The organism is Rhizobium indigoferae, assembly GCF_034554815.1.
Classification (GTDB): Bacteria; Pseudomonadota; Alphaproteobacteria; order Rhizobiales; family Rhizobiaceae; genus Rhizobium; species Rhizobium leguminosarum.
Map to the genome: position 1 here is coordinate 2,902,522 of NZ_CP140635.1, position 16,576 is coordinate 2,919,097.

Below are 16,576 nucleotides of genomic sequence, written 5' to 3' on the forward strand. Positions count from 1 at the left end.
GGCTATCCATATCTGGAATTCGAAGGCCCGGCTAGTCCGGGCCCTTTTTGATTTTGCAATGAGAGAAAAAGGGAAGCAGCGCTCTTTCCAAATATCTCACAGCAGAAGCTCTATTGCGGCTTCCCATTCTTCCAGACAACGTTCTGCCCATAGAGCGGAATGGTCGAGATCGACATCTTCGCCGAGCCGTCGGTCAGTTCGCGCGAATGGGCGAGATAGATCAGCGTGTCGTTCGTCTTATCGTAGATGCGGTTGACGACCAGCGTCTTCCAGATCAGCGACATGCCCTGGCGGAACACCTCGCTGCCATCCTTGGACAGATCGATACTGCCGATCTCGATCGGCCCGGTCTGCCGGCAGGCGATGGAATTGTTGGACGGGTCCTCGAACCAGTTGCCGTTCTTGAACCGGTCGATCAGGCTGCGATCGAAATAGGTAACGTGACAGGTGATACCCTTGACCTCAGGGTCGGAGACCGCCTCGACAATGATGTCGTTGCCGATCCAGTCGACCCCGACCTTGCCGACGACTTCGGCTGAGGCAGCGCCTGCGGAAAGGACGGAGAAGGAAAAGGCGGCGAGAAGAAGATTGCGCAGTCTGGACATGGCGGCTCCCTGAATAATCCACATTTTAGATAAGCATGCACCCATGCTTTGCAAGAAATGGGGCTCGTGGAAGGGATCAGCCTTTCCGGCAGGTACAGGGCTCGTAGGCCCGCGCCGTCAGCCGGCCGGGCCTCATTCCGATCAGCGCCGGTATCGCGTGAACGGCGTTGGCCTTGACGGCTTTCGCCATCTCGATCGCCGCGGCCGCGCAGACCACAGCATCCTCGGCAGCGTTGTGGTGCACGAAACGCAGGCCGAGATGCTCGGCGATCAGGTTCAAACGGTGCGAGAGGAAATGCGGCCAGATTCGCTGGGCCATCTTCAGGCTGCAGAGATAGGTAAGCTCCGGATAGGATTGCCGGTAGAGATCGAGGCTCGCCCGCCAGACGCTGAAATCGAAGGAAGCATTGTGCGCGATCATCGTCGCGCCGCGAAAATCCTCCTCGAACTCGTCCATCACCTCGGGAAACTCGGGCGCGTCCTCGACATGCTCCGGCCGGATGCCATGGAGTGCGATGTTCATCCCGGAAAAGCGCATGTCCCGCGGTCGGATCAGTCGCTCTTCGACGCGCGTCACCCTGCCCTCCTCGATCCAGGCAAGGCCGACGGAACAGGCGCTGCCGCGCTGTTCGTTCGCCGTCTCGAAGTCAATCGCGATGGTCTTCAAATCAGCAACCCGAATCGTTTCTTCAGGCACAGGAATACCGCCCCGCTTCCGGCCGCGCAAATTCGACACGACGCATGGTTGACTTTTTAACCCGCATATCGAAACTTGCCGCCATGATCGGTTCCGTGACCATGGCAGCGCTTATCCATCACACCACGACCCTTGAAGGGTACGCGGGAGCGATGGCGCTTTAGCAGCGATCCGATCATCATCCCGAAACCCTGCCGAGGCGAGCAGGGTTTTCGGAAACCGGCTCTCCTCCTGACACCGATGGAGAGCATGAATGTCCGAAAACCAAGAGAATGAACCTCGCGGCCGAGCGCGCCTGCCGGATGGCGTCCTGGTGCGCGCCGTCCGCCTGTCCGATGCGGAGGAGATCACGGATCTCATAAATCTGCCGGGCTACAGGGCCGGCACCTTGAGGCCGCCCTACCAGCGGGTCGAGGAGGTTCGCAAGCACATGGAAAACCCGTCGCCAGGCGCGCTCAACCTCGTCGTCACCCAAAATGGCAAGATCGTCGGCAATGGCGGCCTCAACCGCCTCTCCGGCCGTCGGCAGCACGTCGCCAGTATCGGCATGGGCGTGCATGACGATTTCACCGGCCGCGGCTTCGGACGGATCCTGCTCGGCGCGATGGTCGACGCCGCCGACGACTGGCTTGATATCAAACGGCTGGAACTGACCGTCTATACCGACAACGATGTCGCCATCGGGCTCTACCGAAAATTCGGCTTCGAACAGGAAGGCCTGCTAAGGGCCTTCGGGTATCGCGCCGGTCAATATGTCGACGCCTATACGATGGCGCGGCTGAGGCTATGAGCAAACGGGCTGGCGGCTTGCCGTCAGCCCCTCACCCGCTGATCAGTGCCAGCCATTCGTCCTCGTCCATCGTCTGCACGCCAAGCTCGCGTGCCTTGTCGAGCTTGGAGCCAGCACCTGGGCCGGCGACGACGATGTCGGTCTTCTTGGAGACCGATCCCGCCACCTTGGCGCCGAGGCTCTCCGCCCTCGCCTTCGCCTCGTCGCGGGTAAACTTTTCCAGCGAGCCGGTGAAAACCACGGTCTTGCCGGCGACCGGGCTGCCTGTCGTCACCGGCTGCTCGGCCTCCTCGGGCGTCACCTCATCGATAAGCCGGGTGATCACCTCGACATTGCGCGGCTCCTTGTAGAATTCGACGATAGCCCGCGCAACGACCTCGCCGATGCCCTCGATGGCGTTGAGATCGTTCCAGGCGTCGCCGGCAAGCGTCTCGGCCTCCCGCATCCCCGTCTCAAAGGCGGCATAGGTGCCATAGGAGCGCGCCAGCAGCTTCGCCGTAGTCTCGCCGACGTGACGGATGCCGAGCGCGTAGATGAAGCGGTGGAGCGCAATGCTGCGCCGTTCGTTGATCGCCGCATAGAGCTTGCCGACGCTGACCTTGCCGAAACCGTCAATATTCTCCAGCTTGGTCAGCGATTGCTGCTGGCGCTTCTCCAGCGTGAAGATATCGGGCGCGGTGCGGATCTGCAGCGACGCGTCCTCGTTTTCGAAGAAGAAGTCGATCTGCTTCGAACCGAGCCCTTCAATATCGAAAGCGTTGCGCGAAACGAAGTGCTTCAAATGCTCCGTCGCCTGCGCCCGGCAGATGAAGCCACCGGTGCAGCGGCGCACCGAATCCATCTTGCCGGTCTTCTCGTTGACCTCGCGCACGGCATGCGAACCGCAGACCGGGCATGTCTTCGGGAATTCATATGGCCGGGCGTCGGCCGCGCGTTTTTCCATCACCACATCGAGGATTTGCGGAATGACGTCGCCGGCGCGCTGGACGATGACGGTATCGCCTTCGCGGATATCGTGTTCCTCCGGCCGGATGCGCTCGCCGCTATTGCCGATGCCCTTGATGTAATCCTCGTTGTGCAGCGTCGCATTGGTGACGACGACGCCGCCAACCGTGATCGGCTTCAGCCGCGCCACCGGCGTCAGCGCCCCGGTGCGACCGACCTGAATCTCGACCTTTTCGACCTCGGTGAAGGCCTGCTCCGCCGGAAACTTGTGCGCCGTCGCCCAGCGCGGCGAACGCGAGCGGAAGCCAAGACGAGCCTGCAGCTCGAGACTGTCGACCTTATAGACGACGCCGTCGATGTCGTAGTCGAGATCCGGGCGCTCGAGGCCGATCTCGTCATAATGCGCCAGGATGTCGGCGACCGAGTTCAATCGCTTCATCAGCGGATTGACGGGAAAACCCCAGTCCTTGAAGGTCTGCACCATACCGAACTGTGTGTCGGCGGGCATCTCCGACATCTCGCCCCAGGCATAAGCGAAGAATTTCAGCTTGCGGCTCGCCGTCACCTTGGCGTCGAGTTGGCGCAACGATCCGGCCGCGGTGTTGCGCGGATTGACATAGGTCTGCTTGCCCTCCGCCTCCATCTGCCGGTTCAGCGCCAGGAAATCGCTCTTGGCCATATAGACTTCACCGCGGATCTCCACGACCGCGGGCACGCCCTTCGGCAGCTCGTTGGGGATCTCGGCGATGGTCCGGATGTTGGCGGTGACGTTCTCCCCCGTCGTGCCGTCGCCACGCGTTGCAGCCGTCACCAGCCTGCCGTTCTCGTAACGGATCGACATCGAAAGACCGTCGATCTTCGGCTCAGCGGTAAAGGCGATCGACTGGTCGGGCAGCCGGCCGAGGAAGCGATAGACGCCGGCGACGAAATCCTGCACGTCCTCCTGCGAGAAAGTGTTGTCGAGCGACAGCATCGGCCGCGCATGGATGACGGGCGAGAAGGTGACGGAGGGCGCCGCACCGACATGCCGCGATGGGCTGTCTTCGCGGATCAACTCAGGAAAGCGCACCTCGAGCGCATCATTGCGGCGCTTCAGCGCGTCGTAATCGGCATCCGAAATCTCCGGCTGGTCCTTGCCGTGGTAGAGCGCATCGTGATGCGCGATCTCCTTTGCCAGCCGTTCTAGCTCGGCGGCAGCCTCTTCGATCGTCAACGTGTCGACGGCGGAACCTTCGGTGGACATGGAACATCACTCCAGAGAATCTGGTCAGAAATCTGGATTGTTTTTAGAGCAAAATTTCTGGATGAAAAGGGAGACCACATATCCTGCGAAAGGAAGGTCGGTTGACCGGCCTATTCCCAATCCCTGGCATTGCGCAGCCGGATGCCGCTGACATGCAGGCTGGTGTTCCAGAGGCTCTTCAACGGCTGCAAGCTATCGACCACCCTGAGCTCCACGCCGCGCGGCGCAAACTCCCGGTCGAGCCGCGAGATGGCGGTGCGCTCGGTGGGAACAACGCGTCTGCGGGCCACCCACATGCCCGCATCATCCAGATTCTCGAAGCCCTCAGTCGGCAGCTCATAACGGTGGATCGTCTCCGCTCGAGCCTTTCCAGCCAATGACGCTCGGCGTAGGCGACGGCGCGCCAGTCGCCGAGCCAGTGCCGCCGCTCCGTCTCCAGCGTCTCGGGTTTCGCCCATATCAGGATGCGGGGGCAGTCACGCGGAAAGAGATACATAAAGTCATGATCGGCATCGATTGCCCAGACGAGCGGACCGTTCAGCCATTCCCGGCCGGTCGGGCGAATCGAGGGAGTACGGACCGGGCGCGGTTCGAACACGGTAATATCCGGATTATCGCTGAAATGGAAAAGGCGCATGGCAAGAGATCGCCGCTGATCGGGAATATTGCGCATAACGCGAAGCGGAACGCTTGTCACCGCCCGCCGTCGCTCGGCGATCAGCCGTTGCCGGCCAGCAGGCGCTTCGCCGCCGCCCTCGCCTCTTCGGTCACCGAAGCCCCGGCCAGCATGCGGGCGATCTCCTCGGTACGGTCCTTCTGCGCCATCGTCGCGACGCGGGTGGCGATCTTTTCCGAACCGTCGGCCACCGGCCCCTTGGAGATTAAGAGATGCGTCGCAGCCCGTGCCGCGACCTGCGGCGCATGCGTAACCGACAGCACCTGCACCCGCTCCGACAGCCGCTTCAGCCGCTGGCCGATCGCATCGGCCACAGCACCGCCGACGCCGGTATCAATTTCGTCGAAGACCAGCGTCGGGGCCGATCCGCGATCGGCGAGCGCCACCTTCAGCGCCAGCAGGAAACGCGAGAGTTCGCCACCAGAGGCGACTTTCATGATCGAACCCGGTCGCGTGCCCGGATTGGTCTGAACATGGAACTCGACGACGTCGATGCCTTCGGCCGCCGCCTCCCCCGCATCCGTGCTGATCTCGACCATGAAACGGGCCCGTTCGAGCTTTAGCGCCGGCAGCTCGGCCATGACAGCCGCAGCCAGTGCGGTGCCGGCATGATGACGCTTGTCGGATAGCGAGCGTGCAGCCGCATCGTAATTTTCCCGCGCCAGGCCAACCTCGGCTTCGAGCCGCGCAAGCCGCTCCTCGCCCGCGTCGAGATCGGCAAGATCGGCAATCATCCGCACGGCAAGCGCCGGCAGTTCGGTGACGGGCACGGAATATTTACGCGAGGCGGCCCTGAGCGCGAAAAGCCGCTCCTCCACCCGCTCCAGCTCTCTCGGATCGTATTCGGTCTTGCGGAGTGCCGCCTCGACTTCCATCTGCGCGTTGGAAAGCTGGTCGAGCGCGGCATCGAGCAGCGTCACGGTGTCTTCGAGCAGTCCCGGCGCCTCATGGCTCTTGCGCTCCAGCCGGCGTACCAGCGAGGCTATATGGGGCACCGGCGAGGCATTGCCGTTCAGGAATTCGGACGCTTCGGCGATATCGCCGGCGATTCGCTCGGCCTTCATCATCTTCTGCCGGCGATCGGCGAGCTCTTCCTCCTCGCCATCCTGCGGCGAGAGCTTCTCGAGTTCCTCGACCGACGAGCGCAGGTAGTCGGCTTCGCGCGTCGCGCTTTCCACCTTCTCCCGGTGCTTCTTCAGCGTCCGCTCGCTGTCGCGCCACAGCCGATAGAGCCTGGAGACCTCTGAAACCTCGTCGGTGAGGCCGGCGAAGGCATCGAGCAGGGTGCGGTGGGCATTGGTGTCGACAAGGGCGCGATCGTCGTGCTGTCCATGGATTTCAACCAGCATCTGCCCGGCCTGGCGCATCAGCTGCACGCTGACCGGCTGGTCGTTGACGTAGGCTTTGGTGCGCCCGTCCGCCGATTGCTGGCGGCGGAAAATCAGGTCGCCCTCGTCGTCGATGCCATTTTCACGCAGGAGTATGCGGGCGCCGTGTTCCATGCCGACGTCGAACACCGCCGTCACCTGGCCCTTATCCTCGCCGTGGCGCACCAGGTCGCCGTCGCCGCGCCCACCGAGCGCCAGCGACAGGCTGTCGAGCAGGATGGATTTGCCCGCCCCGGTCTCGCCCGTCAGCACGGAGAGGCCGGTCTCGAAGGCAAGATCCAGCCGCTCGATCAGGACGATATCGCGGATCGAAAGCTGGATCAGCATTGGCCTCAGGAACCGAGAAGAAGTTTCTTGCCCGCTGCTGCGATCCACGAGCCCTTGTTTTCACGCGGCTCGGCACCGCCGCTCTGCAGCAGCTTGTAGGAATCAGCATACCACTGGCTGTCGGGGTAATTGTGACCGAGAACGGCAGCGGCTGTCTGCGCCTCGTCGACGATGCCCATGGAATAATAAGCTTCGACGAGACGCGCTAAGGCCTCTTCGATCTGGTTCGTATTCGGATATTTCTCGACGACGATGCGGAAGCGCGAAATCGCGGCGAGATATTCCTTCCGCTCCATGTAGTAGCGGCCGATCTGCATTTCCTTGCCGGCGAGCTGGTCGCGCGCGAAGCGGATCTTGGCCTGTGCATCGTCGACATATTCGGAGTTCGGATAATTGTCGATGACGGCCTGCATCGCCTCGATCGTCTTGGCCGAGGCGCGCTGGTCCTGCGTCACGTCGACGATCTGCTTGGAATAGGTGAGACCGATGAGATACTGCACATAGGCAGCATCCTGGGACTTCGGATATTGCGACATGTAGCGGTTGCCCGAAGCAAGCGCATCGTCCAAACGGCCCTGGCGGTATTTGACGAAGGTGCTCATCACAAGCGCCTTGCGCGCCCATTCGGAGAACGGGTTCTCGCGGTCGATCGCGTCGAACTTGCGCGCCGCTTCCGCCATGTTGCCGGCCTTCATATTGGCAAGACCCTGGGTGTAGAGCACGTCAGGCGGATCGGTTTCGAGACCGAGCTTGGTGATGTCGATGTCGGGATCCGACTGGCAACCGGAGATCGAGGCGCCTGCGCTGAGCACCAGAAGCGATGCGAACAAAGCGCGCGCTGTCTTCATCATACCTTCAGATCCTGCATAACCCATTCGAAAGAACCCCACTGCTGCCGCTCTCTCCACGGCAGCCACGCCTCGCTGGCGTTTCTAGCCACAAATGTGCATCAAGAGCAACGCAATGATAAGGCATTAACGCATTTTTGTGGCAGCAGCCGCAGAATGATCGGCTTTTCAACTTCTTCCCGACCTGTGGCGGCCAAGCATCGGTCTATTGCCGCAGACATGGCCGGACATAAAAAAACCGCCTCCGGGAAAGAGGCGGCCTGGTCTTGAGAATATGCTGGAGGTCATGCCGACCAGGGAGCGAATTCCGAAGCGCTGACTGCAATCAGTTCGCGGGCAGCGACACGCTGGCGCGGCGTCGACGTCTCCACAACCTCGTAGGCGGAGGGATCGGCGAGCAGCGCCTTCAGCGCATTGGCATTCATCTTGTGACCGCCGCGATAGGAACGGTAGCAACCGATGAACTGGACACCGGCAAGCGACAGATCGCCGACGGCATCGAGCGTCTTGTGGCGGACGAATTCATCCTTGGCGTAACGCAGCCCTTCGACGTTGATGACGGTGTTGTCGTCCGAGATGACGACGGAATTTTCAAGCGAGGAGCCGAGCGCATGGCCCGACGCCCAGAGGCGCTCGACATCGCGCATGAACCCGAAGGTGCGGGCGCGGGAAAGCTCGGCCTTGAAGACGGCGGCGGTCATGTCACCGGCCCACTTCTGCCGGCCGATCAGCGGGCAGTCGAAATCGATCTCGACTTCGAAGCGCGTACCGTCATAGGGGCGGAATTCGCTCCAGGAGCCGCCATGCTCGATCCGCACCGGCTTGGTGATACGGATATAGCGGCGCTTGACGCCGAGCGAGACGAGACCGACCTGCTCGATCGCCTCGACGAAGGGCAGCGAGCTGCCATCCATGATCGGCATTTCGGAGCCCTGCACTTCGATCACCACATTGTCGAGGCCGAGCGCGTAGACGGCGGCCATGACATGCTCGATCGTCGCGACCGAATGGGCGGGAGAGAAGCCGAGAACGGTGCAGAGGTCAGTATTGCCGACCTGCGAGGAGACGGCCTTCAGTTCGGTGATGTCGCCATTGTCATGCAGACGCTGGAAAATGACGCCGGTGTCCGATTCGGCCGGATTCAGGGTGATCGAGACGTTAGCGCCCGAATGCACCCCGATGCCCGAAAGCGTCACCGGACGCGATACCGTCGTTTGAAAACCCAGCAAGCCAATTGCCATAAATTCTGCCTTTATTCTTCCGTACCGGCGGTCTGTCCGATCGGCACGGTCATCGTTCATTCTGCACAAGGAGCCTGTCGAAAGGTCTCCTAGTGCAGTTTCCTTGCACCATACTTACGTGCGCCGGCGCTCCAATCCAAATCACTGTTTCTTTCGCTTTGTTACGAAGTCACGCAATTGAAATTGCTCGCGAATCACGGGCTGAAAAACAGCAATGCCCGGGACCTTGATCCCGGGCATGAACGGTGCCGAAGCACGCACTCAATTCGACTGGCGACGCAGGAATGCGGGGATTTCCAGCTGGTCGTCTTCCTGCATCATCCGGGCCTGCGGAACTGCGCGGCCTTGGTCGTCGAGATTGCCGCGACGCGGTGCGTAGAGGCTTGCCTCAGGCGACAGCGGACGGCGTTGCTGCGAAGCGGCCGGCGGTGCGGCGGTCATATCGGCGGCAACGGCGTCGTCGTCGCGGCGGCCAAGCGAATTGGTGATTCGCTTGAGCAGGCCCATCGGACCGCGCTCCTCCGCCGCATGCGCGGAAGCCGGCTGCGTGCGGTGGTCGAGTTCGGCCTGGACGACCGGCGGGAAATCCTCGACCTTCGGCATGCGCACCGGTTCGGGCGCCTGGCGGATGGTCGGCTCCTGCCGGACCGGCTGCTGCTGAACCGGCTGGCTTATGACAGGCTGGCTCATGACGGGCGCCGGAGCCTGCTGCTGCACCGGGGCCGGACGCATTGCCGGAGCTTCCGGTGCAGGCGCGAAGATCTTGCTCTGCGGACGGAAGGTTTCCTGCTGTACTACGGGCTGCTGCAGCGGTGCGGCAGCACGCGGGGCCGGAATTTCGAGCTCGCGTTCCATCTCGGCTTCGCGGATGGTCTGCGCGATCGGATCCATGGCCTTCGGTGCCTGCATCACGGGGGCAGGCTGAACTGCGGCCGCTGCCGGAGCAACAGCCGCGGAGGGACGGATAGCGGGCCTTGCTGCCGGCTGGAGGTTCCGCTCGGCGGCTTCGTTCATCGCCCGGTCGATGCCGGTTGCGACGACCGAGACACGGATGATGCCTTCGAGCGATTCGTCGAAGGTGGCGCCGAGGATGATGTTGGCGTCAGGATCGACTTCCTCGCGGATGCGGGTCGCGGCTTCGTCGACTTCGAAGAGGGTGAGGTCGCGACCGCCGGTGATGGAGATCAGCAGGCCTTGGGCGCCCTTCATCGAGGTTTCGTCGAGCAGCGGGTTGGCAATCGCAGCCTCTGCTGCCTGCAGCGCTCGGCCGGAGCCGGAGGCTTCGCCGGTGCCCATCATCGCGCGGCCCATTTCGCGCATCACCGAGCGGACGTCGGCGAAGTCGAGGTTGATCAGGCCTTCCTTAACCATCAGGTCGGTGATGCAGGCAACGCCCGAATAGAGAACCTGGTCGGCCATGGCGAAGGCATCGGCGAAGGTCGTCTTGTCGTTGGCAATGCGGAAGAGGTTCTGGTTCGGAATGACGATCAGCGTATCGACAGACTTCTGCAGTTCCTGGATGCCCATCTCGGCCAGACGCATGCGGCGCCCGCCTTCGAAATGGAACGGCTTGGTGACGACGCCGACCGTCAGGATGCCCTTGTTGCGGGCCGCCTGCGCGACAACGGGCGCAGCGCCCGTGCCGGTGCCGCCGCCCATGCCGGCGGTGACGAAGCACATATGCGTGCCGTTCAGGTGATCGACGATCTCGTCGATGCACTCCTCGGCGGCCGCGCGGCCGACTTCCGGCTGCGAGCCGGCACCGAGGCCTTCGGTGACGTTGACGCCGAGCTGGATGATGCGCTCAGCCTTCGTCATCGTCAGCGCCTGCGCATCCGTGTTGGCGACGACGAAGTCGACGCCCTGGAGGCCGGCGGTGATCATGTTGTTGACGGCATTGCCGCCACCGCCGCCAACGCCGAACACGGTGATGCGCGGCTTCAGCTCTGTGATGTCAGGCTTTTGCAGCTTGATGGTCATGGTACCTGTTCCTTCTCTCTCTGGCCGCATCGCCACGCCGGCCAATTACTCAATTTCAGAAACTTTCCTTCAGCCACTGGCCCATGCGGGCTATGCGGCTGTTATTTCCTCCAAGCGACATGAGCAGACCGCTCTGTGACGCATGTGTCTCCATGTCCGCGACCTGCGGATAAATCATCAGGCCGACGGCCGTCGAAAAGGCCGGACCCTTGGCAGCCGTCGGCAGCCCCGAGACGCCCATCGGACGGCCGATGCGGACGTTGCGGGCAAGGATGCGCCGCGCCACGTCGGCAAGGCCGGTCAACTGGCTCGCCCCGCCGGTCAGCACGACACGCTTGCCGACGATCGGGCTGAAGCCTGAGCGCTGGATACGGTCGCGGATCAGTTCCATCGTCTCCTCAATTCGCGCCGATACGATGCGCGAAACCAGTGCCCGCGGCACCTGCGACGGCTGGTCGCGATCGTCCTCGCCGATCGGCGGGATCGAGATCAGCTCGCGCTCGTCGGAGGAATTCGAAAGCGCCGAGGCATGCACGACCTTCAGCCGCTCCGCATCCTCGATGCGGGTCGAAAGGCCGCGCGCCAGATCGGTGGTGACGTGATGGCCGCCGAGGCCGACGGCGTCCGTATGAACGAGCTTGCCCTCGGCAAAGACCGAGATCGTCGTCGTGCCGCCGCCCATGTCGATCGCCGCGCAGCCGAGTTCGACCTCGTCGTCGACGAGAGCTGCAAGACCCGATGCATAGGGCGTGGCGACGATGCCCTCGACCGACAGATGCGCACGATTGACGCTGAGTTCGAGGTTCTTCAGCGCCGAGCGCTCCGCCGTCACCACATGCATGTCGACGCCGAGCGCATCGCCATACATCGCCAGCGGATCACGGATGCCGCGCTCGCCGTCGAGCGAGAAGCCGGTCGCCAGCGAATGCAACACCGAACGGTCCTGGCGCAGCGACTGCTGGCAAGCGGCCGACAGCACCTTCTTCAGATCGTTGAGCTCCACTTCCTGGCCGCCGAGATCGATCGTCGCGGTGTAGATGTCGCTGCCGAGCCGGCCAGCCGTCAGGTTGACGATCAGGCTCTCGACGGTCAGTCCCGCCATGCGCTCCGCCGCGTCGACGGCAAGGCGGATGACGCCTTCCAGCGCGTCGAGATCGGCAATCACGCCGGTCTTGATGCCGCGGGAACGCTGGTGGCCGATGCCGATGATCTCGATATTGTGCGTGCGGCCCGGCAGGATCTGGCTTTCCTCGCGCGGCGTCAGCCGGCCGATCATGCAGACGACCTTGGTCGAGCCGATGTCGAGCACCGAAACGACATGTGACCGCTTCGACGAAAGCGGCTTAAGGCGCGGCAATCCGAAATGGGATGAACCGAACAAGCTCATATATTCTGCCCCGCCTTCTTCAATTCTTTCGTACGCTCCGTCACTGCCGTCTGCCTGCGGACCGCCGCCTCCGGCGTCAGCTGGATCGCGGTTCTGTCGGACAGCCTGAGATCGACTGCGGCAATGTCCCGCTCCAGGAGCTGGTGCTCCTTGTCGAACTTCGAAAGCGTCGCCAGTGCCTGGGCGATGCCATCTTCCGGCAGCTTGACGACGACGCCATTGTCCATGTGCAGGTCCCAGCGACGGCCTGATATCCAGACATAGGCCTTCACGCGGGCCTTCACGTCGGGCCACTTCGAGAAGGCGTCGTCGAGCGAAGCCGCCGCCGTTTCGGCATCGCGGCCGACGACGAGCGGCAGCGCCGAAAACTTGTTGTCGCGCAGGGGTGCAATGACGCTGCCGTTCTTCTCGATCAGGGAAAGCTCCTGCCCGTGCTGCCAGATCGCATAGGCCTGGCGCTCCTTGAGCTTCACCTCGATCGTTTTCGGATAGATCTTGCGGACCTCGACACTTTCGACCCAGGGAAGATGCGCGATCTTCCGGCGGGCGGCATCGACGTCGAGGGCCACCAGCGAGGTCGTGCCGTCAAGGCCGATCAGCTGCAGGATCTCGATTTCGGAGGTCTCCGAATTGCCGGAGACCTTGACGTCCTCGATCGCAAAACCCGCCGCCGTCGTCGTCGCCTGCGCGACAGCTTCGGTGTGGCCGCCAAGCGACATACCGTAAAACCCCGTCGCAGCCAGGAAGGCGAGCGCCGAGACCGTGCCCGTATGAACAGGAATATGGATACGGCCGCTGCAGAGGCTGATCAGGAAGCGCGTGACGCGGCGCAGTGGACGCGGCAGCACGAACCGCTCTTCGGCTTCCATGATCGGAAGCACGGCATGATGGCTGGGGCGCCCAATCCTCTTGACTGTCAACGCAAACAAGACGCGTCCTCCACCATCCACCGGAGAAACTGACCAAACGAATAACCGGCATGACCGGCCATTTCGGGCACGAGCGAGGTTGGGGTCATACCTGGCTGGGTATTGACCTCCAGCCAGATGATTTCGCCGTCTTCGGAGAAACGATCGTCGTAACGAAAGTCGGACCGACTGACGCCGCGACAACCGATTGCCTGATGCGCCCTTAGGGACAATGTTTGTATTTTTTGGTAAATATTCGGTGAAATTTTCGCGGGGATGACGTGTTTTGAACCGCCCGCCGCATACTTGGAGTCGTAATCATAAAAATTGTGTCCCTGCGGCACCACTTCCGTGACGCCGAGCGGCGTTTCGCCCATGACACCGCAGGTGAGCTCGCGACCGTAAACATAGCGCTCGACGATCACCTCCTCGCCGTAACGCCACTCGGGCGAGCTGACGATCTGTGGCGGATGCGCTTGATCTTCCGTGACGATCACAACGCCGAAGCTCGACCCCTCGCGGACGGGCTTCACCACATAGGGCGGCTTCATCGGATGCGTCGAGGGAAAGGCGAAACGGTTGACCACCTGCGATTCGGCGACCGGAATGCCAGCGGCGGCAGCGACACGCTTCGCCTTGGCCTTGTCCATCGCCAGCGCCGAGGCAAGCACGCCCGAATGCGTATAGGGGATTTCGAGATATTCGAGGATGCCTTGAATGGTGCCGTCCTCGCCGAATGGGCCGTGAAGCGCATTGAAGACGACATCAGGCTTCAGCGCGGCAAGTTTCTCGGAAACGTCGCGCGCCACGTCGATGCGCGTCACGTCGAAGCCTTCCGCCTCGAGGGCTTCTGCGCAAGCCTTTCCCGAGGAAAGGCTGACAGGCCTTTCCGAGGAAAATCCGCCCATCAGGACAGCGACATGCTTGCGACTCATCAACACCCCCAAAAATAACTTTCATTTTCGAAATCGACGCTTGCGCGAAGCTGTCTGCGCCGTTTCAGGCCTTTGTCCGACCTGGGTGCATTAGAGCATCATTATGGTTAATGAAGTGTTTACTTTCGTTAACTCCATATTGCCGCGCCCATGATTTTTTAACCTTCGCGCCTTCGGGAGTGTCGGAGCGAAGGTGCCCATCGTTCCGTGGAAACAGAAAAGCCCGCGCGGAAAAACCGCGCGGGCTCAATGGGATAGTTCGATGTCCTGTAGTCAGTCGGCGTCGTCGAGGAATTTCCAGACAAGCCCGCCAAGCGCCCCACCCGCAAGCGGCGCAATCCAGAACAGCCAGAGCTGCTGCAGCGCCCAGCCGCCGACGAAAAGCGCCTGGCCGGTGGAACGCGCCGGATTGACCGAGGTGTTCGTCACGGGGATAGAAACGAGATGGATCAGCGTCAGTCCGAGGCCGATCGCAAGCGGCGCGAAGCCGGCAGGCACCCGGCTGCTGGTCGATCCCAGGATGATGATCAGGAAGAACATGGTCAGCAGCACTTCGATCAGCAGCGCCGAAAGCAGTGAATAACCGCCCGGAGAATGATCGCCATATCCGTTGGCGGCAAAGCCGCCGAGTTCGAAACCCGCCTTGCCGCTGGCGATGAGATAAAGCAGCGCCGCCGCGGCGATGGCGCCGACAACCTGCGCGACGACATAGGGAACGAGGCGCGCCGCGGGAAACCGTCCGGCAACAGTTAGGCCGAGGGAGACGGCGGGATTGAAATGACCGCCTGAGATGCCGCCCACGGCATAGGCCATGGTGAGCACGGTCAGACCGAACGCAAAGGCCACGCCGACAAAACCGATCCCAAGCTCGGGATAGGCCGCGGCCAGCACGGCGCTGCCGCATCCGCCGAAGACCAGCCAGAACGTGCCGAGAAACTCGGCAACTAAACTCTTTTGCATGCGCGCCTCCTTAACCTCAACCAAGAGTTTAAGTGAATCCGTTACAATTCGATTCCGGTCAAGCGCGCGGACATTGCCGCGGCAAGCTTCACGCAAGGATCGAGAAGCGGGTGGAGATGCGGTACCTGCGGCGCAAGGAGACGTTTTCTCAGGCCTGAAAGTGCGTTAAGACCCGCCGGCCTCCCAAGGCGATTCATAAAAATACTGATTGGATCGAAAATGACAGACGCGATCTCCGCATCGCCGACTCCTGCCTCGAACAGCGCGCAAGTCAATTCCCCGGCTCGCGTCCTCGTCGCCAGCCTTGTCGGCACCACCATCGAATTCTTCGACTTCTACGTCTATGCGACGGCAGCCGTCCTCGTCTTCCCGCATCTCTTCTTCCCGGCCAGCGATTCGAACGCCGCAACGCTGCAGTCGCTCGTCACTTTCTCGATCGCCTTCTTCGCCCGCCCCATCGGCGCCGTCGTGTTCGGTCACTTTGGCGATCGCATCGGCCGTAAGGCGACGCTCGTCGCCGCGTTGATGACGATGGGGCTTTCGACCGTTTTGATCGGCATGCTGCCGGGCTATGATGCGATCGGCATCGCCGCGCCACTGTTGCTGGCGCTTTGCCGCTTCGGTCAGGGCCTCGGCCTCGGCGGCGAATGGGGCGGCGCCGTTCTGCTTGCCACCGAAAACGCTCCCCCCGGCAAGCGCAGCTGGTACGCCATGTTCCCGCAGCTCGGCGCGCCGATCGGCTTCATCCTTTCCTCCGGCTTCTTCCTCATCCTGGCGGAAACGATGAGCAACGAGGATTTCCTCGACTATGGATGGCGCATTCCCTTCATCGCCAGCCTCGCCCTCGTCGCCGTCGGCCTCTATGTCCGCCTGAAGATCGCCGAGACGCCGGAATTCCGCAAAGCCGTCGAAAAGCACGAGCGCGTCGCCGTGCCGATCGAGGTGGTCTTCCGCGGTCATCTGCGCAGCCTGATCCTCGGCACCTTCATTGCCGTCGCGACCTTCGTGCTGTTCTACCTCATGACGGTCTTCACGCTCTCCTGGGGCACGACACCCTTGGAAAGGGGTGGGCTCGGTTATACGAGAGAACAGTTTCTGGTCGTCCAGCTTGTCGGCGTCGTCTTCTTCGGCCTGACGATCCCGCTCTCCGGCTGGCTCTCCGATCTCTATTCGCGCCGCACCATCCTGACGCTGACGACGATTGCCATCGCGATCTTCGGCTTCTTCTACGCAACGCTGTTGACCAGCGGTCTCACAGGCGCCTTCCTGTGCTCGATCATCGGCCTCGCCTTGATGGGCTTCACCTACGGTCCGATCGGCGCTGCCCTTGCCGCGCCCTTCCCGACCATGGTGCGCTACACCGGCGCCTCTATGACCTTCAATCTGGGTGGCATCTTCGGCGCCTCGCTCGCTCCTTATATCGCCACCTGGCTCGCCACCCATTACAGCCTCGACTATGTCGGCTACTACCTCGCCGCCTCGGCGGTGATCTCGCTGGTCTGCATCCGGCTGTCGGGCCGCGAGGAAGTCTGAACCTCGAGTAGCAAGTCAACAACAAGCCGCGACGGCCACCGTCGCGGCTTTTTTATTGATGCCGTGAGCACTTCCGGTTAACCGGAACACTCACGGCAAAACGGGGAACAGAT

At 62.2% G+C, this 16,576-nt stretch carries 13 protein-coding genes and 1 pseudogene; 2 read left to right on the forward strand and 12 right to left on the reverse strand.

The window, feature by feature from the left end; translation table 11 throughout:
- Window positions 1-110: 110 nt before the first annotated feature.
- The gene (locus U5G49_RS14680; protein ID WP_018446537.1) at window positions 111-605 is read right to left on the reverse strand and encodes a CreA family protein; all 495 of its coding nucleotides are present in this window, start codon (window positions 603-605) and stop codon (window positions 111-113) included.
- A gap of 76 nt (window positions 606-681) precedes the next feature.
- Window positions 682-1,272, reverse strand: a complete 591-nt coding sequence (locus U5G49_RS14685) for a 3'-5' exonuclease (RefSeq protein WP_193445490.1) — start codon at window positions 1,270-1,272, stop codon at window positions 682-684.
- 283 nt (window positions 1,273-1,555) lie between these two features.
- Here U5G49_RS14685 and U5G49_RS14690 point away from each other — a divergent pair, with 283 nt between their 5' ends.
- Window positions 1,556-2,092 carry a GNAT family N-acetyltransferase gene (locus U5G49_RS14690; protein WP_193445489.1) on the forward strand — a complete coding sequence of 179 codons (537 nt, stop codon included), beginning with the start codon at window positions 1,556-1,558 and terminating at the stop codon, window positions 2,090-2,092.
- A 31-nt stretch (window positions 2,093-2,123) separates the two neighbouring features.
- Here the strand turns inward: U5G49_RS14690 and ligA are convergent, their stop codons facing one another.
- From ligA to aqpZ, 10 genes and pseudogenes are all read right to left on the reverse strand, one after another.
- Window positions 2,124-4,280: an NAD-dependent DNA ligase LigA gene (gene ligA / locus U5G49_RS14695; protein WP_193445488.1), complete on the reverse strand. Its 2,157-nt coding sequence runs from the start codon at window positions 4,278-4,280 to the stop codon at window positions 2,124-2,126.
- Between the two features lie 110 nt (window positions 4,281-4,390).
- Window positions 4,391-4,917 (reverse strand): annotated as a pseudogene (locus tag U5G49_RS14700) (DUF6886 family protein).
- Window positions 4,918-4,997: 80 nt separating this feature from the next.
- Window positions 4,998-6,671 (reverse strand): DNA repair protein RecN, encoded by a 1,674-nt coding sequence (gene recN, locus U5G49_RS14705; RefSeq protein ID WP_193445487.1) that lies wholly within the window; start codon window positions 6,669-6,671, stop codon window positions 4,998-5,000.
- A 5-nt stretch (window positions 6,672-6,676) separates the two neighbouring features.
- On the reverse strand, window positions 6,677-7,546 hold the full coding sequence (locus tag U5G49_RS14710) for an outer membrane protein assembly factor BamD (protein WP_018242851.1): 870 nt from the start codon (window positions 7,544-7,546) through the stop codon (window positions 6,677-6,679).
- Between the two features lie 257 nt (window positions 7,547-7,803).
- Complete coding sequence (gene lpxC / locus U5G49_RS14715) at window positions 7,804-8,760, reverse strand: UDP-3-O-acyl-N-acetylglucosamine deacetylase (protein WP_018446543.1); 957 nt, start codon at window positions 8,758-8,760, stop codon at window positions 7,804-7,806.
- Window positions 8,761-9,021: 261 nt separating this feature from the next.
- On the reverse strand, window positions 9,022-10,740 hold the full coding sequence (gene ftsZ / locus U5G49_RS14720; protein ID WP_105006763.1) for a cell division protein FtsZ: 1,719 nt from the start codon (window positions 10,738-10,740) through the stop codon (window positions 9,022-9,024).
- A 55-nt stretch (window positions 10,741-10,795) separates the two neighbouring features.
- A complete protein-coding gene (gene ftsA, locus U5G49_RS14725; RefSeq protein WP_003561012.1) occupies window positions 10,796-12,127 on the reverse strand; it encodes a cell division protein FtsA in 1,332 nt (443 codons plus the stop codon).
- Window positions 12,124-13,056: a cell division protein FtsQ/DivIB gene (locus U5G49_RS14730; protein ID WP_193445486.1), complete on the reverse strand. Its 933-nt coding sequence runs from the start codon at window positions 13,054-13,056 to the stop codon at window positions 12,124-12,126. The genes ftsA and U5G49_RS14730 overlap by 4 nt, the downstream gene beginning before the upstream one ends.
- Window positions 13,044-13,970, reverse strand: coding sequence for a D-alanine--D-alanine ligase (locus U5G49_RS14735; protein ID WP_018242855.1), 927 nt, complete (start codon window positions 13,968-13,970; stop codon window positions 13,044-13,046). Before U5G49_RS14735 ends, U5G49_RS14730 begins: the two co-directional genes overlap by 13 nt.
- Before the next feature lie 273 nt (window positions 13,971-14,243).
- Window positions 14,244-14,930 (reverse strand): aquaporin Z, encoded by a 687-nt coding sequence (gene aqpZ / locus U5G49_RS14740; protein WP_028732837.1) that lies wholly within the window; start codon window positions 14,928-14,930, stop codon window positions 14,244-14,246.
- 219 nt (window positions 14,931-15,149) lie between these two features.
- Here aqpZ and U5G49_RS14745 point away from each other — a divergent pair, with 219 nt between their 5' ends.
- Window positions 15,150-16,463 carry an MFS transporter gene (locus U5G49_RS14745; protein ID WP_130652767.1) on the forward strand — a complete coding sequence of 438 codons (1,314 nt, stop codon included), beginning with the start codon at window positions 15,150-15,152 and terminating at the stop codon, window positions 16,461-16,463.
- The last annotated feature ends 113 nt before the right edge of the window (window positions 16,464-16,576 follow it).